Source organism: Actinomycetota bacterium, from assembly GCA_035697485.1.
Lineage (GTDB): Bacteria > Actinomycetota > UBA4738 > UBA4738 > HRBIN12 > JAOUEA01.
On the sequence record DASSCU010000063.1, the window covers coordinates 120,766 to 140,366 of the forward strand.

The 19,601-nt window shown below is 71.9% G+C and carries 18 protein-coding genes and 1 riboswitch; of the genes, 8 read left to right on the top strand and 10 right to left on the bottom strand.

Annotated elements, in window-relative coordinates; translation table 11 throughout:
• Positions 1–6 precede the first annotated feature (6 nt).
• Complete coding sequence (locus tag VFI59_16380) at positions 7–1,485, bottom strand: leucyl aminopeptidase (protein ID HET6715272.1); 1,479 nt, start codon at positions 1,483–1,485, stop codon at positions 7–9.
• Between the two features lie 99 nt (positions 1,486–1,584).
• Between VFI59_16380 and VFI59_16385 the strand changes: the two genes are divergently transcribed.
• On the top strand, positions 1,585–1,914 hold the full coding sequence (locus VFI59_16385) for a cupin domain-containing protein (protein ID HET6715273.1): 330 nt from the start codon (positions 1,585–1,587) through the stop codon (positions 1,912–1,914).
• Between the two features lie 3 nt (positions 1,915–1,917).
• On the opposite strand, the gene VFI59_16390 is transcribed toward VFI59_16385, so the two are convergent.
• From VFI59_16390 to VFI59_16405, 4 genes are all read right to left on the bottom strand, one after another.
• Positions 1,918–3,513, bottom strand: coding sequence for an iron ABC transporter permease (locus tag VFI59_16390; protein HET6715274.1), 1,596 nt, complete (start codon positions 3,511–3,513; stop codon positions 1,918–1,920).
• Positions 3,489–4,553 (bottom strand): thiamine ABC transporter substrate-binding protein, encoded by a 1,065-nt coding sequence (locus VFI59_16395; GenBank protein HET6715275.1) that lies wholly within the window; start codon positions 4,551–4,553, stop codon positions 3,489–3,491. The genes VFI59_16390 and VFI59_16395 overlap by 25 nt, the downstream gene beginning before the upstream one ends.
• The gene (locus VFI59_16400; GenBank protein ID HET6715276.1) at positions 4,550–5,191 is read right to left on the bottom strand and encodes a thiamine diphosphokinase; all 642 of its coding nucleotides are present in this window, start codon (positions 5,189–5,191) and stop codon (positions 4,550–4,552) included. Before VFI59_16400 ends, VFI59_16395 begins: the two co-directional genes overlap by 4 nt.
• A gap of 6 nt (positions 5,192–5,197) precedes the next feature.
• Positions 5,198–5,291: riboswitch (TPP riboswitch) on the bottom strand.
• Between the two features lie 22 nt (positions 5,292–5,313).
• Positions 5,314–5,766, bottom strand: coding sequence for an SRPBCC family protein (locus VFI59_16405; GenBank protein HET6715277.1), 453 nt, complete (start codon positions 5,764–5,766; stop codon positions 5,314–5,316).
• Between the two features lie 58 nt (positions 5,767–5,824).
• On the opposite strand from VFI59_16405, the gene hutI reads away from it, so the two are divergent.
• A complete protein-coding gene (gene hutI, locus VFI59_16410; GenBank protein HET6715278.1) occupies positions 5,825–7,066 on the top strand; it encodes an imidazolonepropionase in 1,242 nt (413 codons plus the stop codon).
• Here hutI and hutH read toward each other — a convergent pair.
• Genes hutH through hutU form a run of 3 tightly spaced genes read right to left on the bottom strand, consistent with a single transcriptional unit; the run spans position 7,063 to position 10,960 of the window.
• Positions 7,063–8,595, bottom strand: coding sequence for a histidine ammonia-lyase (hutH, locus tag VFI59_16415; GenBank protein ID HET6715279.1), 1,533 nt, complete (start codon positions 8,593–8,595; stop codon positions 7,063–7,065). The two genes, hutI and hutH, sit on opposite strands and share 4 nt — an antisense overlap.
• Positions 8,592–9,299, bottom strand: coding sequence for a peptidase E (locus VFI59_16420; protein ID HET6715280.1), 708 nt, complete (start codon positions 9,297–9,299; stop codon positions 8,592–8,594). Before VFI59_16420 ends, hutH begins: the two co-directional genes overlap by 4 nt.
• Positions 9,296–10,960: a urocanate hydratase gene (hutU, locus tag VFI59_16425; GenBank protein ID HET6715281.1), complete on the bottom strand. Its 1,665-nt coding sequence runs from the start codon at positions 10,958–10,960 to the stop codon at positions 9,296–9,298. The genes VFI59_16420 and hutU overlap by 4 nt, the downstream gene beginning before the upstream one ends.
• A gap of 137 nt (positions 10,961–11,097) precedes the next feature.
• Here hutU and VFI59_16430 point away from each other — a divergent pair, with 137 nt between their 5' ends.
• Positions 11,098–12,303 carry an EAL domain-containing protein gene (locus VFI59_16430; protein ID HET6715282.1) on the top strand — a complete coding sequence of 402 codons (1,206 nt, stop codon included), beginning with the start codon at positions 11,098–11,100 and terminating at the stop codon, positions 12,301–12,303.
• Positions 12,304–12,315: 12 nt separating this feature from the next.
• Here VFI59_16430 and VFI59_16435 read toward each other — a convergent pair whose 3' ends face one another.
• Complete coding sequence (locus VFI59_16435; GenBank protein HET6715283.1) at positions 12,316–13,308, bottom strand: response regulator; 993 nt, start codon at positions 13,306–13,308, stop codon at positions 12,316–12,318.
• Positions 13,309–13,530: 222 nt separating this feature from the next.
• Here VFI59_16435 and VFI59_16440 point away from each other — a divergent pair, with 222 nt between their 5' ends.
• Genes VFI59_16440 through VFI59_16455 form a run of 4 tightly spaced genes read left to right on the top strand, consistent with a single transcriptional unit; the run spans position 13,531 to position 17,679 of the window.
• The gene (locus VFI59_16440) at positions 13,531–14,907 is read left to right on the top strand and encodes a cystathionine beta-synthase (GenBank protein ID HET6715284.1); all 1,377 of its coding nucleotides are present in this window, start codon (positions 13,531–13,533) and stop codon (positions 14,905–14,907) included.
• Between the two features lie 8 nt (positions 14,908–14,915).
• Positions 14,916–15,755 carry a DUF429 domain-containing protein gene (locus VFI59_16445; protein ID HET6715285.1) on the top strand — a complete coding sequence of 280 codons (840 nt, stop codon included), beginning with the start codon at positions 14,916–14,918 and terminating at the stop codon, positions 15,753–15,755.
• Between the two features lie 9 nt (positions 15,756–15,764).
• A complete protein-coding gene (locus tag VFI59_16450; GenBank protein HET6715286.1) occupies positions 15,765–16,925 on the top strand; it encodes a cystathionine gamma-synthase in 1,161 nt (386 codons plus the stop codon).
• A 19-nt stretch (positions 16,926–16,944) separates the two neighbouring features.
• Positions 16,945–17,679, top strand: coding sequence for a class I SAM-dependent methyltransferase (locus VFI59_16455; protein ID HET6715287.1), 735 nt, complete (start codon positions 16,945–16,947; stop codon positions 17,677–17,679).
• A 17-nt stretch (positions 17,680–17,696) separates the two neighbouring features.
• Here VFI59_16455 and VFI59_16460 read toward each other — a convergent pair whose 3' ends face one another.
• Positions 17,697–18,359 (bottom strand): VOC family protein, encoded by a 663-nt coding sequence (locus tag VFI59_16460; protein ID HET6715288.1) that lies wholly within the window; start codon positions 18,357–18,359, stop codon positions 17,697–17,699.
• Positions 18,360–18,386: 27 nt separating this feature from the next.
• Here VFI59_16460 and VFI59_16465 point away from each other — a divergent pair, with 27 nt between their 5' ends.
• A complete protein-coding gene (locus tag VFI59_16465; protein HET6715289.1) occupies positions 18,387–19,601 on the top strand; it encodes a PQQ-dependent sugar dehydrogenase in 1,215 nt (404 codons plus the stop codon).

Below are 19,601 nucleotides of genomic sequence, written 5' to 3' on the forward strand. Positions count from 1 at the left end.
GGACCCCTATGCGGCCGCCCGGTCGAGCACGAACCGAACGAGCGCCCGCACGGGCGTGCCGGTGGCACCGCGAGGGCTGAGATCGGTGCCGCGATCGCTGAACGCCGGGCCCGCGATGTCGAGGTGGCACCAGGGGGTGTCGCCGACGAACTCGGCGAGGAACCACGCCGCGGTGATCGCGCCCCCCCAGCGGTCGCCGATGTTCTTGATGTCGGCGACGCTGGAGTCGATCAGCGGGCGGTAGTCCTGGTGCAGCGGCATCTGCCAGATCGGCTCGCCGGTCGCGTCTCCCGCGGCGATCAGGTCGCGGATCACGCCGTCGTCGTTCCCGAACGCCCCGGTGATGGCGGTGCCGAGCGCGACCACGCACGCGCCAGTGAGGGTCGCGGTGTCGACGATCAGCTGGGGCTTGCGCTCGGCCAGCAGGGCGAGCGCGTCGGCGAGCACGAGCCGGCCCTCCGCGTCGGTGTTCAGCACCTCGGAGGTCTTCCCGCCGCGGTGGGTGATCACGTCGCCGGGCTTCTGCGCCGAGCCGCTCGGCATGTTCTCGCTGCACGGGATCGCCGCGATCACGTTGATCTTCGGCTTCAGCCGGGCGATCGCCTTCATCGTGCCGAGGATCGACGCGGCGCCGCCCATGTCGTCCTTCATCGTCTCCATGCCCTTGGCGTCCTTGATCGACAAGCCGCCCGAGTCGAAGGCGATGCCTTTGCCCGTGAGGGCGATCGGTGTGGCGTTGCCGGCGCCCGTGTAGGTGAGTTCGATCAGGCGCGGAGGGTTCACGCTCCCCTTGCCCACGCCGAGGATGCCACCGAACCCGCCCTTCTCGAGCTGGGACTCGTTCCAGACCTTGCAGGTAAGGCCGACCGAGCGGGCCATGCGCTGCGCCTCGCGGGCGATCTCGGCGGGCGGCATGTCGCCCGCCGGGGTGTTCACGAGGTCGCGCGCCCAGCAGACGGCGTCGACGACGATCGACCCGCGCTTCACGGCCGCGGCGAGTCCCCTCGCCTCCCACCTCGGGTTGCCAACGACCACGACCCGCTTCAGGCCGGTCGGGTCCTCGCGCTTCGTGCGATAGCGGTCGAAACGGTAGTCGCCGAGCCCGAGGCCCTCCGCGGCCGCCTGGACGGCGTCGGCCGCCTGACGCGCTCCGAAGGCCTGGGGGAACGTCGTCGCGACGCTCGCGAAGCGTCGTGCGGTGCCGGCGGCGCGGCCGAGCGCGCGGCGCATGCCCTCGATCGTGAGCTCCTCCTTGGGTCCGACCCCGACGAGCAGGACGGCGCCGGCGGCGAACCGGTCGCGGTCGCGCCGCGTCACGAGCACCGCCTCACCCTTCTTCCCGGTGAGCTTCGAGTCGGCGTAGGCCCGCGCGAGCCCGGTCTCTCGGACCCCCGGTCCGGGCTTCGGTCCCTGGAACACCGGCACGATCAGGAGCCCGGCCTTCACATCGGCGGGGGACTCGCTCGAGTAGGCGTAGGTGGTCACGTGGCGTTCCGCTCCTTCGTCGTGGGTCTCAACCGGGCGCCGCGATGGACGCGCGCGTTGCCGGGCAGTCTATCGGCGCGGCTCGTAGGCTGAGCGGCGATGAAGCCGCGAGACATGCGAGACCTCGTCTGGTTCGACGACGAGGCGGCGCGCACCGAGGTCCTGTTCGAGACCGAGCACATCTGGAGCCAGCTGATCTGCCTGCAGGGTGCGCAGGGCATCGGCCCGATCGCCGACACCGGCTCCGACGCGATCGTGTCGGTGCTCGCCGGCGAGGTCGCGGTGCAGGTCGGCAAGGGGCGCACCCGCATGAGCCAATGGAACGCCGTGCTCGTGCCGGCCGGCACCGAGCTCACGATCCGTAACGCCTCGGAGGAACCGGCGGTCGTGCAGGTGACCGCGGCGCCTCCCCCGACGCCTTCGATCTGACCGTCAGATCCGGCCGAAGGCGCCGACCCTGAAGCGGTCGATCGCGACCGTGATCGCGGCCGTCACGGCCATCAGCACCACGCTCATCGCGGTGGCCTGGCCCACGGAAGCGGCCCCGGGCTGAGAGAGCAGGCGGACGATCGCGACCGGCATGGTGGGCGAGTCAAGCCGGGCGACGAACGCGGTCGCGCCGAACTCCCCCAGCGCTACGGCGAACGCGAAGGCGCCGGCGCCGAGGATCGCCCGGGAAGCGACCGGGAGCACCACGTCGAGAGCCGTCTGCCACGGCGAGGCGCCCAGCGCCGCTGCCTGTTCCCGCAGCTCGACGCCGGTCGCGCTGAGCACAGGCTCGACAAGGCGCACGACGAAGGGGACCGCGACCACCGCCTGCGCCGCGACGAGCAGGAAGACGCTGCCACGCAGGTCGAGCACGCCGGCGTCGAAGGCGACGACGTATCCGAACCCGATCGTGACCGCAGAGACGCCGAGAGGCACGGCGGACAGGCCGCGGAGCCACGAGCCCCGGCGCGAGTTCGCCACCACCCAGGCCGAGACCACGCCCACGACGATCGAGATCACCGCGGCCCCGACCGCGACCCGGAGCGACGTCGCCACCGCGTCGAGCGGCGAGATCGGCAGGGCGCTGCCCTCGCGCACGTCCCCGAGGTCGAGGTAGCGCCGGAGCGTGAGCCCGGTCGGTGTGCGCACCGATCGCCACAGCAGGCGCATCGGGGGCGCGACCACGGCGACCGCGAGGAGCGGGGCGACCACGGCGACGAAGAGACGCTCTCCCCGAGTGCGAGGTCGCCGAGCCGCATCGGTCGACGCCACCACCTGTTGGCGCACCCCGGTCCGCGTCTCGGTCACCGAGGTCGCCCACAGCAACCCCGAGACGATCGCCAGCTGCACGAGCGTCAGCGCCGCCGCCACCGGCAGGTTCAACAGCTGCGACGTCTGCCGGAAGATCTCCACCTCGATCGTCGCCCGTGCCGGCCCCGCGAGCAGCAGGGCCACGCCGAACGACGTGAACGTGAACAGGAAGACCAGGGTCGCCGCCCCCACGATCGATGGACGCGCGAGCGGCAGCAGCACGTCGGTGAAGCGCCGCAGTCCGGTCGCACCTATCTCGGCCGCGACGTCCTCGTAGGCGGGGTCGAGCTGCGACCAGAACCCGCCGACGACGCGCACCACCACCGCGAGGTTGAAGAAGACGTGCGCGGCGAACAGGGCGGCCAACGAGGGTCGAGGACCCGCGAACGCGGCGCCGACGACGACGGTCGGCAGCACGAAGGCCACGAGCGTCGCGACCCGCAGGGCCGACCGCCCCGGGAACCGGAAGCGTGCGAGCAGGTACGCGGCCGGCAGGCCGGCCGCGAGCGTCATGGCCGTCGACACCACGGCCTGCCAGGTCGTGAACCAGATCACGCCACGCAGGCGGGCATCGCCGAGCACGGTCCCCGGCGAGACGTCGCCGACCACCGACCCGACGATCGAGACGAGCGGGTAGACGAAGAAGAGGCCGAGGAACACCGCCGGCACGGCGGCGAGCGCGAGACGTCCGGCGGTGGCCCGGCTCAGCCGAGCATCAGGTCGGTCCACGTCTGCACCCACGCCTCCCGCTCGGCCGAGACCTGCTCGGGCGGCAGGGCGAGCGGCGACTCGGGCTCCTCGCCCCACCGGACGAACTCCTCGGGGAGCTCGGCGTCGCCCACCACCGGGAAGACGAACATGCGCAGGGGCACATCTTCCTGGAAGGGCCTCGACAGCAGGAAGTCGATCACCGCTCCGGCTTCGCGAGGGTGTTCGGTGCCGGCGAGCACGCCGGCGAACTCCACCTGGCGGTAGCAGCTCTCGATGACCGCGGCGGTCGGCGCCCGATCGAGCGTTTCCTCGGCGAAGACCACCTCGGCGACCGGGCTCGTCGCGTACGACACCACGATCGGACGCTCGCCCTCCCCCCCGCCCGCTCCCGAGAACTCGCCGAAGTAGGCCTGCTCCCAGCCGTCGACGACGAGCACGTCGTTCGCGCGCAGGTCGCGCCAGAACGCCTGCCAGCCGTCGTCGCCGAACCGGACGATCGACGCGAGCATGAACGCGAGCCCGGGCGTGGAGGTCGCCGGGTTCTCGACCACGGTGAGTCCCCGGTACCGCCCTTCGGTGAGGTCGCCGAGGTCTCCGGGCGGCGGGAGGCCCCGCTCTCCGAACCAACCCAGGTCCACATTGAGGCAGACGTCCCCGTGGTCGACCGGCGTGACGGCATGGGTCGGATCGAGCTCGTAGGCTTCCTCGACCCGCGAGAGCTCGGGCGACTCGTACGGCTCGAACACGCCTTCCTCGACTGCCTTCGGGAACAGGTTGTCGTCGACGCCGAACAGCACGTCGCCCTCGGGGTTGCCCGCGGTCAGGATGGCCCGGTTCACGAGCTGCCCGGCGTCGCCGGCAGGCACGATCTGCAGATCGATGCCGCTCTCTCGCTCGAACGCGCGCACGACGTCCCTGCTGACGTCGAAGGAGTCGTGCGTGAGCAGCGTGACGGTGACCGTCGGCTGCGGGCCGTCGGCGGTCTCCTCGCTGCCCGAGCAGGCGCCGGCGACGAGCGCGAGGAGCGCGAGCGCCGCCACGGGGGCGCGTGCCTTCATGCGTCGTCCTCGACGCCCGGCCGGATCGCGAGCACGACGCCGTCGCGTACCTCGATCACGGCGCGCTCGGTGACGAAACGGTTGCTGACCCCGAGGCTCGAGCCGGGCTCCAGCACGGCGCCGTCGAGCGGCCATCGCACCCCGAAGGCACGCACGCCGTGAGCCGGCCCGCCGAGCGCGAACAGGCTGATCAGCTCGCCGGGCACCCCCACGAGCTCCCGGCGGCCGCGCACGACGTGCAGGCGCGTGGCGCCGAAGATCGCGTCGACCTCGACCGCTGCGTGACGAGGGGAGGCCAGCAGCACGGCGTTCGCGAGCAGGTGGTCGAGCCGGCCACGATCGCCGCCGACGACGAGGAGACGCCCCGCGCCCGCGACGATCGCGTCGGTGATCGCGAGCTCGAGGTCGGTGGCGTCCTTGTCCTCGGGATGCCGCCGCACCTCGCCGCCGGCGTCCTCGAACGCCTCGAGGTCCACCGGATCCACCGAATCGAGGTCGCCGACGAGCAGGTCGACGGCGACGCCGAGCCGGTTCGCTTCGGCCAGGCCGACGTCGGCCGCGATCACGAGCGCGCCGTCGGGCACCTCGACCGGAAGGCGCGCGGGACCGCCGCCGCAGAAGATGAATGCCGATCGCACCGCCCGGAACTCCCTCCGCCGGCATTACCCGGTTCAGGTTCGTCGGGTCGCCGGCACCATCAGCCGGCCTCTCAGCCCGGTCCCCCGAGCTCCCCTGTTCTCCCCCGAGTATAGGGCCGCACTCAGGTCCGGGCGGGGCCGGTCGCGATCAGGAACCCGCGCAGCCCCTGCATCGCCCGGCCCATCAGCACCCGCATCACCGGTCGGTAGAGGGTCGCCGCCAGCTCGCCGACGACCGGCACGGCGAGGCGGACGTCCTCGCGCCACGTGAACCGGGTCCCACCCTCGATCGGGTCGAGGAGCCACGTGCCCGTGCCGGTCACGAGCGAGCCGTGGCGGATGTCGAGCCGGCGCGGCGGATCCCACACCACCACCTCCATCGGCTCGGTGAACGCCGGCACCCCGAGGATGCGTGTCCGCACGGCGAGCCGCACGCCGACCCCTTCCCGCTGCTCGGACACGACCGTCACGCCGTCGGCGTCGAGCATCCAGTCGGCCTGGCGCTCCCAGTCCATCAGCACGGTCCAAGCCTCCTCGAGGGGAACCGGCAGCACGATCTCGCGTTGGACCAACACGATGTCGAGTCTAGGCGGAGGCGCGAAAGGCGAGCCGATGCACGCGTAAGCTGCCGCCATGGCGCGGGGTGCGGTCGTGGCTGCGGCGATGGCGACGGCGCGAGGCACCCGCCCGTCGGTCGAGCCGGCCAGGACGACCGAGGGAGGCGTCGGGATCGCCTGGGACGGCGAGGGCACGATCGTGCACGCGGGCACCGCCGACGGCCTTCCCTGGGAACCGACCCTCGGCGACGCAGATCGCGGGTGCCTGGTGGCGGGGTTCGTCGACCAGCACACGCATCTGCCGTTCGTCGGCTGGCGCGCCGACGAGTTCGAGGCGCGCCTGCGCGGCGTCTCCTATCGGAAGCTGCACGGCGGCGACGGTGGCATCTTCCGGTCGGCGCGCATGTTCGCCGAGGCCACCGACGATGAGATCGTCGCGTTCTCGAGTGCGCTGCTCGACGAGATGCTCGTCCACGGCACGACGGCCCTCGAGCTGAAGACGGGCTACGGCCTCTCGGTGGAACAGGAGCTGCGCGGCGCGCGGCTCGCGCGCCGGCTGGCCGATGAGGCACGCCAGACCTGCAGCGTCACGTTGCTCGCCGCCCACGCGGTGCCGGCGGGGATAGCTCGGAAGGACTGGGTACGCATCGCGTGCGACGAGCTGATCCCGGAAGCCGCCCGAGGAGGACTCGCCCAGGCGGTCGACGTCTACGTCGAGGACATCGCGTTCTCGGTCGACGACCTGGATGCGATCGCCGCGGCGACGAGCGGCGCCGGGCTCGAGCTGCGGGTGCACGCCGACCAGCTCGGCGACTCGGGCGCTGCGGCGGCCTCGGCGCGGCTCGGCGCGCGCAGCGCCGACCACCTGAACCACTGCTCGCCCGAGGGCGTGGCGGCCCTGACCGCGAGCGGGACGGTCGCCGGCCTCCTGCCCGCGTCGACGTTCTTCCTGCGCGGGGAGCCGGCGCCGGCCCGGGCCCTCAGGGACGCCGGCGTGCCGATCGCGCTCGCAACCGACGCGAACCCCGGCACGTCGCCCGTGGTGTCGATGCCCGAGGTGATCGCGATGGCGGCGGGGGTCTACGAGGTGCCGCCCCTCGAGGCGCTGACCGCAGCGACCCTCAACCCCGCGTGGGTGCTGGGCCTCGCGGACCGCCTCGGCACGCTCGAGCCCGGGAAACGCGCCGACCTGGTGCTGCTGGAAGACGCGTCGTTCGCCCAGGTGCCGTATCGCCCGGGTCATCACCCGGTGGTCGCGACGATCGTGAGTGGCGAGATCGCCTATCGGCGCCGAGCCGACTCGTCCGTCATGGACTAGTCGAACGGGCCGCCGGTCGCCGCCTCCGCGGCCGCGATCAAGCGGCCTTCTCGCACCAGGCTCACGGCATCCTCGATATCGGGGCCGAACTCGCGGTCGGCCTCGAAGAACGGCACGTGAGCCCTGATCGTCGCGTGCACCGCCCGCGTTGCCGGACCCGGCTCGAGCGGCGCCCGAAGGTCGAGCGCCTGCGCCGCCCCGAGCGCCTCGAGCGCGAGCACGGTCTCGGCGTTCGCGACGATCTCCCGCGCGTGGCGGGCCGACGTCATGCCCATGCTCACGTGGTCCTCCTGGCCGGCGCTCGACGGGATCGAATCGACCGACGCAGGGTGGGCGAGCGTCTTGCATTCGCTCACGAGCGACGCTGCCGTGTACTGCACGAGCATGAAGCCGGAGTTCAGCCCGGAGCCGTGCACGAGGAACGGCGGCAGCCCATTGGACTGGTGTTCGTCGAGCAGGCGGTAGAGACGGCGTTCGGCGATCGATGCGAGCGACACGAGCGCGGTCGCCACGGTGTCGAGCGCCACGGCCACCGGCTGCCCGTGGAAGTTTCCCCCGCTCACGACCTCGCCGCCGTCGGGCAGCACGATCGGGTTGTCGCTCACGCTGTTGATCTCGATCGCGAGCACGCCGCGCGCGTAGTCGAGCGCGTCGCGGGTCGCGCCGTGCACCTGCGGCGCGCACCGCAGCGAGTACGCGTCCTGCACGATGTGCGGCGACTCGCGATGCGACGCGAGGATCGGCGAGGTGGCGAGGAGCCGGCGCAGGTTCGCCGCGCTCACCGCCTGCCCCGGGTGCGGACGCAGCGCCTGCAACCGCTCGTCGAAGGGACGGTCGGTGCCGAGCGACGCCTCGATCGTCATCGCCGCGACGACGTCGGCGGTTCGTGCGAGCGTCGCGGCTCGCTCGACCGACAGGATGCCGATCGCCAGCATGCCCTGGGTGCCGTTCACCAGGGCGAGTCCTTCCTTCGCCTGGAGCGTCAGCGGCGAGAGCCCGGCTCGGGCCATCGCGCCGACGGCCGGTTCCACGCCGCCTTCCGGCGACAGCACATCGCCGTGGCCGATCAGCGGCAGGGCGAGGTTCGCGAGTGGGGCGAGATCGCCCGACGCGCCGAGCGATCCCTGCTGGGGTACGGCCGGCACCACGTCCTCGTTCAGCATCGCGACCATCAGGTCGACCACCTCGGGCCGCACCCCCGAGTGCCCGAGGGCCAGCACGTGGGCGCGGAGCAGCAGCATCGCCCGTGCCTCCTCACGCGGCAGCGGCGCACCCACAGCCGTCGCGTGTGACCGCACGATGCCGTGCTGCAGGGTCGATGCCTGCGCCGGTTCCACGCGGGTGTGGGCGAGCGCTCCGAAGCCGGTCGTGACCCCGTAGATCGTGTCGCCGCTCGCCACAGCATCGTCGATCACGGCCCGCGCCGCAGAGACCCGGGCGCGGGCGTCGTCGCCGAACGAGACGGGCGCCCCGCCGGCGACCGCCACCACGTCGGACGCCGACAACCGGCCGCCGATCGCAACGGTCATGCCGATGCCGCCAGCAGCCGTGTCTCGAGCGGGGTCTCGACCACGTCGCCGCGCTCGCCCGGCTCGACCCGTCGCGCGCCGGCGCCGGCATCGGAGACCAGCACCTCGGCCACCTCGTTGCCGATCAGGTGCACCGCGGCGAGGTCGTCGCACGCGATGCCGGGCGGCAGCACGCCTTCCCCGACCAGGCGGCGGTACTCGGGCCGGCGCGACGCCTCGGAGTCGAAGTGAGGACAGAAGCTTCCCGGCACGAACCCCAGCCCGTCCGGAAGCGGGTCGGCACGCCCGAGGAGGTAGGAGTCGGTCGTCGAGGCCTCGAACCAGCAGTTCGCGCCGGCGCTGCCCCCCGCGAGCACCACGCCCGCGTCCCAAGCCTCCCGCAGGATCCCGTCGAGCCCGTGCGCCCGCCAGATCGCGAGCAGGTTCAGGGTGTTGCCGCCGCTCACGAACACGACATCCTGGGTGAGCACCAACGAGCGCAGGTCCTCCACCGTGCGATGGAAGAGGGCGAGATCGCTCGGCTCGAACGAGTGCGACGGGAACGATCGGTAGAACGTGGCGACGGCGCGGTCGGCGTCGCCGACGGCGGTCGGCACGAACAGCACCTTGGGGCGCGCCGCCCCCGTCAGGTCGAAGATGAAGCCGTACACCGGGTCGTCGGGCCACTGCCCGCCGCCCATCGCAACGATGTGCGCGTCGCTCACTCCGCCTCCTGCATCGGCACCCGTACGCCGCGCTCCCGCGCGACCTCGATCGCCCGTTCGTACCCGGCGTCGACGTGGCGGACCACGCCCATGCCCGGGTCGGAGGTGAGCACACGCTCGAGGCGCTCGGCCGCGTTCACCGTGCCGTCGGCCACGACGACCATGCCGGCGTGGATCGACGAGCCGATGCCCACGCCGCCCCCGTGGTGCACGCTCACCCAGTGGGCGCCGGCGGCCGTGTTCACGAGCGCGTTCAGGATCGGCCAGTCCGCGATCGCGTCGGAGCCGTCGCGCATCGCCTCGGTCTCGCGGTACGGGCTCGCGACGCTGCCGGCGTCGAGGTGGTCACGCCCGATCACGATCGGCGCGCTCACCGCGCCCGAAGCGACGAGTTCATTGAACCGCGTCCCCGCCCGATCGCGCTCGCCGTAGCCCAGCCAACAGATGCGAGCGGGCAGACCCTGGAAGGTCACCCGTTCGGACGCGAGGCGCAGCCACCGCTGCAGGCGTTCGTCGTCGGGGAAGAGCTCGGCCACGGCGGCGTCGGTCGCGGCGATGTCGGCGGGGTCGCCCGAGAGCGCCGCCCACCGGAACGGGCCCTTGCCCTCGCAGAACAGCGGCCTCACGAACGCCGGCACGAACCCTGGGTAGCTGAACGCGACGTCGTGCGGGAGCCCGCCGGCCTCCGCCCCGGCGCGCAGGTTGTTGCCGTAGTCGAACGCGACCGCTCCGCGGGCCGCGAAGCCCACGATCGCCTCGACGTGGGCCGCCATCGACGCTTCGGCACGGTGCACGTACCCGGCGGCGTCGCGCACGCGCAGCTCGACGGCCTCGGCGAGCGAGAGACCGGCCGGCACGTAGCCGCCGAGCGGGTCGTGGGCGGAGGTCTGATCGGTGACGACATCGGGCTGCCAGCCTCGGGCGAGCAGGGCCGGCAACACCTCGCCGCAGTTGCCGACCAACCCGATCGAGACCGCCTCCCCCGCTGCCTTCGCCTCGTCGGCCCAGCGCAGCGCCTCGTCGAGCTCGTTGGTCTCGCGGTCGAGGTAGCGCGTCTTCACGCGACGCTCGATGCGCGCGGGGTCGACCTCGACGCAGAGCGCGACGCCGCCGTTCATCGTGACGGCGAGCGGCTGGGCACCGCCCATGCCGCCGAGCCCGCCGGTGAGCGTCACCGTGCCGGCGAGCGAGCCGTCGAAGTGCTGGTGCGAGCACTCGGCGAGCGTCTCGTACGTGCCTTGCAGGATGCCCTGGGTCCCGATGTAGATCCACGACCCGGCGGTCATCTGCCCGTACATCGTGAGGCCCTGGGCCTCCAGCGCGCGGAACGTCTCCCAGTCGGCCCACTTCGGCACGAGCATCGAGTTCGAGATCAACACGCGAGGGGCCAGGTCGTGAGTCCGGAAGACCGCGACCGGCTTGCCCGATTGCACGAGGAGGGTCTCGTCGTCGGCGAGCGTACGCAGCGAGCGCACGATCGCGTCGAATGCCTCCCAGCTGCGAGCGGCGCGCCCGGTGCCGCCGTATACGACGAGGTCCTGCGGCCGCTCGGCCACCTCGGGGTCGAGGTTGTTCATCAGCATGCGCATCGCCGCTTCCTGCGGCCAGGATCGGCACGACAACTCGCTGCCACGTGGCGCACGGATCTCTCGAGCGGTCATCGCGTCACCTCCACGGCCCGACGCTTCCTTCCGCGCGATGCTACTGCGGCGGCAGGCCCGCTCGCCCAGGGCGGGCATGGCTCTCGGCGTGTCCGGGATGCTTGAGTGGCCCGTTCAGGCCGGGTAGCGTCCCTCCGATGGCCGTCGGAACTTCCCCCTACGATGCTGGCGGCGCCGGTGGGCTCGTGACCGAGCCGATCCGCGTGCTGATCGCCGACGACGAGCCCGAGCTGCGAGTCGCCCTGGCCGACCTACTCGCACACGAGGACGACCTGAGGCTGATCGGCGCGGCGGGCGACGCCGACGAGGCTATCGCGCTCGCCGGCGACGAGCGCCCCGACGTCGCGCTCGTCGACGTCTCGATGCCGGCGGGCGGCGGCGCCCGGGCGGCACGCGAGATCGCCCGCTGCTCCCCCGACACACGCGTGATCGCGCTCTCCGCGTTCGAAGATCGGTCGACGGTGCTCGAGATGCTCCGGGCCGGCGCGGTGGGCTACCTCGTCAAGGGGACCGCCGGTGAGGAGATCGTCGGCTCGATCCAGAAGGTGATGGCGGGCGGCGCGAGCCTGTCGACCGAGGTCATCGCCGGCATCGTGTCGGAGCTCACGAAGCAGCTGCGTCGCGAGGAGGACGAGCGCGAGCGGCTCGACGCACGCCGTGCCGAGATCCAGCGGTTCGTCGACGGCGAGGGCATCTCGATGGCGTTCCAGCCGATCGTCGATCTCGCGGTGGGCACGACGGTGGGCATCGAGGCGCTCGCTCGCTTCGCGACGCCTCCGCCCCGGCCACCCAACGAGTGGTTCACCGAGGCTGTCTCGCTGGCGCTCGGCGTGCAGCTCGAGCTGACGACGCTGACCCGAGCGTTGCGCGTCCTGCCGCGGATCGACCCGGGCGTGTACCTCGCCGTGAACTGCTCGCACCGCGCCGCCGTCTCGGCCGAGCTGGCGGCGCTCGTCGAGCCGGTCGCCGACCGGCTGCTGCTCGAGATCACGGAGCACGAGGCGGTCGAGGACTACGACGACCTCGTCGACGCACTGGCCCCCCTGCGGGCTCGAGGAGCGAGGGTGGCGATCGACGACGCCGGGGCGGGCTTCGCCAGCCTGCGGCACACGGTGCGCATCGCGCCCGACATCGTGAAGCTCGATCTGAGCCTCACCCGCGACATCGACTCGGACCGCGCGAAGCGCGCGCTCGCGACGGCGCTCGTCTCGTTCGCGCACGAGATGGGCTTCTCGCTCGTGGCCGAGGGCATCGAGACGGCGAACGAGCTCGCGACGCTGCGCGAGCTGGGCGTGGGCTACGGACAGGGGTTCTACCTCGCGGAGCCCGGCCCGCTTCCCTGACCCTCCCGGTCGCTACTCGCCGCTGCGGCGGTCCACCGCCCACGACGACGTCTCCGACCCCTTCGTGTACTGCTTCATCTCCGCGGCGACGGCGACGGCCTCGGCGTAATGCTGGAACGATCGCTTGGCCGTGCTCGCGATCCCGATCGACAGGGTGAGGACGCCGAACCGCTGCAGCTCGCCGCGGCGGTTCGTGACCTCGATGTAGCCGCGCTCACGGTCGCTCTCGTCGTAGAAGCCGGGCGCGGCCCCGTCGAACGCCGACACGATCGCCTGGGCGACCGGTTCCGACAGGTCGGGAGCGACCACGACCACGAAGTCGTCACCGCCGACGTGGCCGATGAAGGCCGCGCCGTCGGACGCAGAACGTGCGGCGTCGCCGATCAGCCGGGCCGACGCCTGGATCACCTCGTCGCCCCGCATGAAACCGTAGTGGTCGTTGTACGCCTTGAAGTTGTCGAGGTCGGCGTAGAGGATCGCGAACGGGTCGGAGCGCGCGAGCCGGGCGTCGATCTCCTCCTCGATACGCACGTTGCCGGGCAGTCCGGTGAGCGGCGACTGCGTGCGCGTGTCGCGGGAGCGGCGCAGCACGCCGCGGATCCGGGCCAACAGCTCCGGGGTGTCGAAGGGCTTGACGATGTAGTCGTCGGCGCCGATCGCGAACCCTTCGAGCTTGTCGGCCGAGAGTCCACGCGCGGTGAGCATGATCACCGAGACGGCCGCCGTGCTCGGGTCCTGCCGCAAGCGGCGGGTCAGCTCGAAACCGTCCATGTTGGGCATCATCACGTCGGCCAGTACGAGGTCGGGGCGACGCTCGCGCGCCGCGTCGAGCGCGAGGGCGCCGTCGGCGGCGACCCGCACGTCGTAGCCAGCGGCGCGCAGCTCGATCTCGAGCAACCTGGCGATGAACGGGTCGTCGTCGACCACGAGGAGGCTCTCTCCACCGCCGTTGCCGTCGGCGGCGGTCTCGATCTCCGCCTGGTCGGTGCGGTTCCCCTCGGTCACCACATCATCCTCGATCCCTCGCGCTCCCGCGCGACCTCGGCCATCGGCGACGCGTTCAGGTCGTCATGCGCGTCGCCGCATGCGTCGGTTCATGGATTCGGCACTTTATCCCGCGAGGTGAAGCATGTCCGAGCATCCTGTCGAACACCCGGCGCGGCCCCGGACGCCGGTCGGCCCCGCGTGGCACGATAGCCGCACCACACTGGGCAAGGGGGTCGGTCGATGCAGGTGCTGGACACGTTCCTCGACGCGATGGGGAACACCCCCCTCGTGCGCCTGCGGTCGGTCTCGCGCGGGCTGCACCCGACGATCCTGGCCAAGGTCGAGATGTTGAACCCGGGCGGGTCCGTGAAGGATCGCATCGGCATCCGCATGATCGAAGCCGCCGAACGCGCGGGCACGCTGCGCCCAGGCGGCACGATCGTCGAACCCACCTCGGGCAACACCGGGCACGGTCTCGCGATCGCCGCGGCGATCCGCGGCTACCGCTGCATCTTCGTGATGCCCGACAAGATGAGCCAAGAGAAGATCTCGCTGCTGCGCGCGTACGGCGCCGAGGTGATCATCACCCCGACCGCCGTGCCGCGGGAGTCGCCGGAGTCGTACTACTCGGTCGCGTCCCGCCTGGCCGACGAGATCCCCGGGGCGTTCCAGCCCAACCAGTACTTCAATCAGGAGAACCCCGCCACGCACTTCGACACGACCGGCCCCGAGATCTGGGAACAGACCGACGGGCGCATCGACGTCTTCGTCGCCGGGGTCGGCACGGGCGGCACGGTCACCGGCGTCGGCCGCTTCCTGAAGTCGCAGAACCCCGACGTCGTGATCGTCGGGGCGGACACCGAGGGTTCCGTGTACACGGGCGACGAGCCGCGCCCCTACCTCACCGAGGGCATCGGCGAGGACTTCTTCCCGGAGACGTTCGACCCCGACATCGTCGACCGCTGGGTGCGGGTACCCGACCGCGAGGCGTTCCTCACGGCGCGGGCCGTCACGCGACAGGAAGGCATCCTCGTCGGCGGCTCGTGCGGCTCCGCGGTCTACGCCGCGCTCGAGGTCGCGCGCGACTACGGCGACGACACCACGATCGTGGTCCTGCTGCCCGACACCGGCCGCAACTACCTCTCGAAGCTGTACTCCGACGGCTGGATGCGCCAGTACGGGTTCCTCGAGGGGCCCGAGGTGACGACCGTCGAGCAGGTGCTCTCGTCCAAGGGTGCCGAGCTACCGGCGCTGATCACCGTGAACGCGCACGACAAGGTGCGCCAGGCGGTCGACGTGCTGCAGGCGAGCTCGATCTCCCAGGCGCCCGTCGTGCGCGAGAGGTCCGCGGACGTGACCCAGTTCGTGGGCTCGATCCGCGACCGTGAGCTGCTCGAGCGCGTCTTCCGCGACCCGGACGCGCTGCAGGCAGACGTGGCCGAGGTCATGGCGCCGCCGATCCCGTTCGTCGAGTGGGACCAACCGATCGAGGCGGCCTTCGCACAACTCGAGCAGGCGCCCGCGGTGCTCGTCGCGAAGGCCGGCCAGGTGCTCGGCGTGCTCACGCGCAGCGACCTGCTCGACTTCATCGCCCACCGTCGCCAGGCCCAGCGGTAGCGGCTGCGGTGCGGTCGCTGGGTATCGACGTCGGCGCGGGCAAGGGCCTCGACGTCGTGCTGCTCGACGAGCGTCGCGTTCCCCTGCACGTGTCCTCTCGCGTGCACGTGCACGACGTCGAGCGACTGATCCGCAAGCTGCTTCCCGACGTCGTCGCGATCGACTCGCCGCCTCGCTGGGCGCCGTCAGGTCGCTCACGGTTGACCGAGCGCGAGCTGGCGGCCCTCAACATCTCCTCGTTCAACACGCCGAGCGAGGCCCACGGCAAGGGCAATCGCTTCTTCGCCTGGATGGAGGTCGGGTTCGAAGTGTTCACGCAGGCCGCCGCCGCGGGGTTCCCGGCGTACTCAGCCGGCAGCCCCCGCGGGAAAGCCCTCGAGGTCTTCCCGCATGCCACCGCCGTCGTGCTGGCGGGCTGCCTCGCGCCCAAGGGGACGAACAAGCGCGCCTGGCGTACGGCCGTCTTGCGGGCTCAAGGCGTGCGAACCGACGAGCTCGGGTCCGCCGATCGCGTGGACGCCGCCCTCGCCGCGCTCACCGGGCTGTACGCGCTCGACGGGAAGCGGTTCGCCCCAGGCGATCCGAGCGAGGGCGTGATCGTGGTGCCGTCGGCCGCGCTGCCGGCCACGCCCTACCGACAGGGTTCGGCCGCACCACGCGAGACCCAGCCGCTGTTCACCTACTGCGCGTGCGGCGACCCGGCCTGCGATCGCCTCGTCCGTGGAGAGTTCGCGCCTGGGCACGACGCGAAGCGCAAGGCCATGCTGTGGAGGCGCGCCCGCGAAGGCGCCGACGCGATGGACGAGCTCGCTACCCGTGGTTGGAAGCCACCACCCGAGATGCGATGAGGAGCGCCGATGAGTGACGAGGAAGCCACCGGCCGATATCGGTTCGAGACCAGAGCGATCCACGCCGGGCAGGACCCCGACGCCCTCTACGGCGCGGTGAACGTGCCGATCTACCAGACCTCGACCTACGCACAACCCGAGGTCGGCTCCCCGAAGGTCTGGGACTACGCGCGCGGCGGGAACCCAACGAGGGAGGCCTTCCAGCAGGCGCTCGCCTCGCTCGAGGGCGGCGCGCACGGGTTCGCGTTCTCGAGCGGACTCGGCGCCGAGACCACCCTCCTGTTGACCCTTCGACCGGGCGACCACGTCGTGCTGGCCGACGACGTGTACGGCGGCACCTACCGGCTGCTGTCGAAGGTGCTGACCGACTGGGGTCTCGCGTTCTCGACGGTCGACCTCGGCGATCTCGATGCGCTGTCGGCGGCGCTGACACCGGCCACGAAGCTCGTCTGGATCGAGACGCCGTCGAACCCGCTGCTGAAGATCGTCGACATCGGCGCGGTATGCGCCGTCGCCCACGAGCACGGCGCCCGCGTCGTGGTCGACAACACGTTCGCCACGCCTGCCCTGCAGCGTCCGCTCGTGCTCGGCGCCGACGCAGTCGTGCACAGCGTGACGAAGTACGTCGGCGGGCACTCCGACCTGATCGGCGGAGCCATCGTCACGAGCGACGAGGAGTGGATCGAGCGGCTCGGCTTCCTCGTGAACGCCGTGGGTGCCGTGCCCGGTCCGATGGACAGCTACCTCGCCCTGCGGGGCCTGAAGACGCTCGCGGTACGGATGCGGGCCCACTGCGCCGGGGCGAAGGCGGTCGCCGGCTACCTGCGCACCAGCCCGGCCGTCACCCGGGTCCTCTACCCCGGCCTCGAGGGCCATCCAGCGCACGACGTGGCCGCCCGGCAGATGACCGATTTCGGCGGCATGGTGTCGTTCCGGGTCGGCAGCGCCGAGCGGGCGCTCGGCGTCGCGCGCCGAACCGAGCTCTTCCTCCTGGCGGAATCGCTCGGCGGGGTCGAGTCGCTGATCGAGGTACCCGGTCCGATGACACATGCGAGCGTGGCCGGGTCGCCGCTCGAGGTGCCGGCCGACCTCGTGCGGCTCTCCGTGGGGATCGAGCACCCCGACGACCTGATCGAGGACCTCGACCGTGCCCTCACGGGCCAGCCGTGAGCGTGCCGTCGAGGGGCCCATGAGCGACGAGCCCTACTACCGGCGCGACCTGGCCCTCGTGCACCATCGGGGGTTCGGGTTCCATGCCGACGACTGCGCCCCGGGCATCCTGGCGCTGCTCGAGCCGGTCCGCGCCCGGGACGGTCTCGTCGTCGAGCTCGGATGCGGCAGCGGGTTGCTGACGAGGCATCTGCTCGACGCCGGTCATCGCGTGATCGCCACCGACGCCTCGCCCGCCATGCTCGAGCTCGCCGGGGTGGTCGCCGGTAAGGCTCAGGAGATCCGCCGCCTCACCCTCCCCGACGATCCGATCCCCGCCGCCGACGCGATCGTCTCGGTCGGACACGCGCTCAGTTACCTGCCGACCGCAGAGGCGATCGACCGGGCGCTGATGGCGATCGCGGACTCGCTGCGACCCGGCGGCGTGCTCGCGCTCGACCTGTGCGACCTCGAGTGGGCCGCGTCCCGCATCGACCAGCCCAGCAGGGGATGGGTCGGCGAGGATTGGGCGATCGTGACCGAGTTCTCGGTGCCCTCCCCCGACCGGTTCGTGCGCCGGATGGCCACGTTCATCCGCGAGGACGACGGCTCGTGGCGGCGCGACGACGAGCGGCACGACAACGTGATGGTCGACACCTCGCTCGTGCCGGCCCTGCTCGCCGGGCACGGTGTGGAGGCGACCGTCGGACCGGCGTTCGGGGACGAGACGCTGCCCGTCGGCCTCCGTGCCATCGTGGGCCACCGACCGGACTGAGCCGGCGCAGGTTGGCCTCAGAGCCTGAGCGTCGCGCCGTCGGCGAGCGAGAGATACACCGCTCGAACCTGAGCGTCGCCGTCGGACACGTCGATCGGCAGGCCGCCGCCCTCGGGTCCGAGCCACTCGCGCAGGCGTACGGGGTCGCCCGCGATCTCTACGCGCGCGATCCCGGTGACGTCGACCTCGTGGCGGATCGCCGTCCGTCCTGGATGCAGATCGGCGGGCACGTCCCAGGTGATGAAGAACGGCAGCCACGCATCGCGTGCCTCGTCGTCGATGCCTGCGCCGCGCCACCGGAGCTCCACCCCGTCGGGTCGCCTGCGAGCGCCGGCCTCCACATGCAGCCCGAGTCGTTGGGCGGTCACCTCGAGCTCGGTATCCGACACGCAGACGGCGAACCACCGGTCTCGCCCGTCCTCGGACGACGCCAGGAGCGCCCGCCCGAGTGGGGTCGAGCTGCCAACCTCGTGATCGACGACGGCGATGAGCTCGATGTAGCTGTCACCCAGCGGCACGATGCGGTTGCCCGTTCCCCACCGCGGATGCGCGCCGCCGGCGACCGAGGCAAGCCCGTGCTCGCGATGCAGCCGCTCCCCCGCTCGGTCGAGGTCCGACACCGCGAGCACCACGTGATCGATCGAGTACACCCGCACCTCCGTCGTCGCGGACCCAGCCATCGTCCCATCTCGCGATACCGTCGATGGATGCGCCCGGCCAGACTCGCGGTCGCGACCCTCGTGATCGTCGCCGCCCTCGCCGCACCGGCCGCCGCTGCCGACCTCGCGCCTCGGCGGTTCCTCGACGACCTCGCGTTCCCGACGAACATGGCGTTCCTGCCCGACGGGACGCTGCTGTTCACGGAGAAGGAGACCGGCAACGTGCGGGTCGTCGCGCCCGACGGCCGGCTGGTCGATCGGCCGTTCATCACGCTTCCGGTGATCGGCGACGCGGAGCGCGGACTGCTCGGCATCGCAGTGCATCCGGACTTCGAACGCGACCCGTGGATCTACCTGTACCACTCCGATCCGAGGGATGGCCTGAACCGGCTCGTCCGCGTGCTTGCGGACGGTACGGTCGCCGGGGGTCAGCCGGAGACGCTCCTCGACGGCATCAGTGCCGTCGCCGGCTACCACAACGGCGGAGACCTCGCGTTCGGGAGCGACGGTTCGCTGTTCGTGGCGCTGGGCGAGGCGCACGAGTCCGATCGGGCGCAGGACGAGACCGATATCGGCGGCAAGATCGTGCGGCTGACGGCTGCGGGGGGCGTGCCGCCGGACAACCCGTTCGGGCCCGACAACCCCGTCTGGTCGATCGGGCACCGCAACTCGTTCGGCCTCTGCGTCGATCCTGCGACCGGGGCGCTCTGGGAGACCGAGAACGGACCCGACGTCGACGACGAGGTGAACCTGATCGAACCGGGGAGGAACTACGGCTGGCCGGCGGTCACGGGCACCTCCGGCGACAGCCGTTTCGTGGATCCCGTCGTGGTGTTCCCCCAGACGGTCGCCTTGACCGGCTGCGCGGTGGCCGACGGCGACCTGTGGTTCGGATCGTTCGACGGCCGACTGTGGCGCTTACCTGCATCGGCGGACGCCACCGCGGGGGCGGAGGAGATCGCTCGGTTCCCGGCGGGGGTGACCGACGTGCTGCTCGGGCCCGACGGCGCCCTCTACGTCGCCACCGCCGACTCGATCTGGACCCTCCGCCTCGAGGAGGCGAGCGGGTCCACCCGGGCCCCGACGCTGACCGACCCACGCTCGGCCATCCCCTCGCCACAGGTGGGGGCCACGGCGGACGACGGCGACTCGTTGCGTCCATGGATCGCGATCGCCGCGCTCGTCGTGCTGGCGGGCGCGCTCGGCGCCCGGCTCGTGGCCGGTCGCCGGCTCCGGCAGGGCGATCCCGGCGACGATCGATGA

Excerpts from the sequence above, each read along its gene's own strand:
- hutI (HET6715278.1), top strand. The coding sequence starts at position 5,825 with ATGGCGCGGGGTGCGGTCGTGGCTGCGGCGATGGCGACGGCGCGAGGC.
- VFI59_16395 (HET6715275.1), bottom strand. The coding sequence starts at position 4,553 with ATGAAGGCACGCGCCCCCGTGGCGGCGCTCGCGCTCCTCGCGCTCGTC.
- VFI59_16460 (HET6715288.1), bottom strand. The coding sequence starts at position 18,359 with ATGGCTGGGTCCGCGACGACGGAGGTGCGGGTGTACTCGATCGATCAC.
- VFI59_16465 (HET6715289.1), top strand. The coding sequence starts at position 18,387 with ATGCGCCCGGCCAGACTCGCGGTCGCGACCCTCGTGATCGTCGCCGCC.
- VFI59_16455 (HET6715287.1), top strand. The coding sequence starts at position 16,945 with ATGAGCGACGAGCCCTACTACCGGCGCGACCTGGCCCTCGTGCACCAT.
- VFI59_16430 (HET6715282.1), top strand. The coding sequence starts at position 11,098 with ATGGCCGTCGGAACTTCCCCCTACGATGCTGGCGGCGCCGGTGGGCTC.
- VFI59_16385 (HET6715273.1), top strand. The coding sequence starts at position 1,585 with ATGAAGCCGCGAGACATGCGAGACCTCGTCTGGTTCGACGACGAGGCG.
- hutH (HET6715279.1), bottom strand. The coding sequence starts at position 8,595 with ATGACCGTTGCGATCGGCGGCCGGTTGTCGGCGTCCGACGTGGTGGCG.
- VFI59_16440 (HET6715284.1), top strand. The coding sequence starts at position 13,531 with ATGCAGGTGCTGGACACGTTCCTCGACGCGATGGGGAACACCCCCCTC.
- hutU (HET6715281.1), bottom strand. The coding sequence starts at position 10,960 with ATGACCGCTCGAGAGATCCGTGCGCCACGTGGCAGCGAGTTGTCGTGC.
- VFI59_16450 (HET6715286.1), top strand. The coding sequence starts at position 15,765 with ATGAGTGACGAGGAAGCCACCGGCCGATATCGGTTCGAGACCAGAGCG.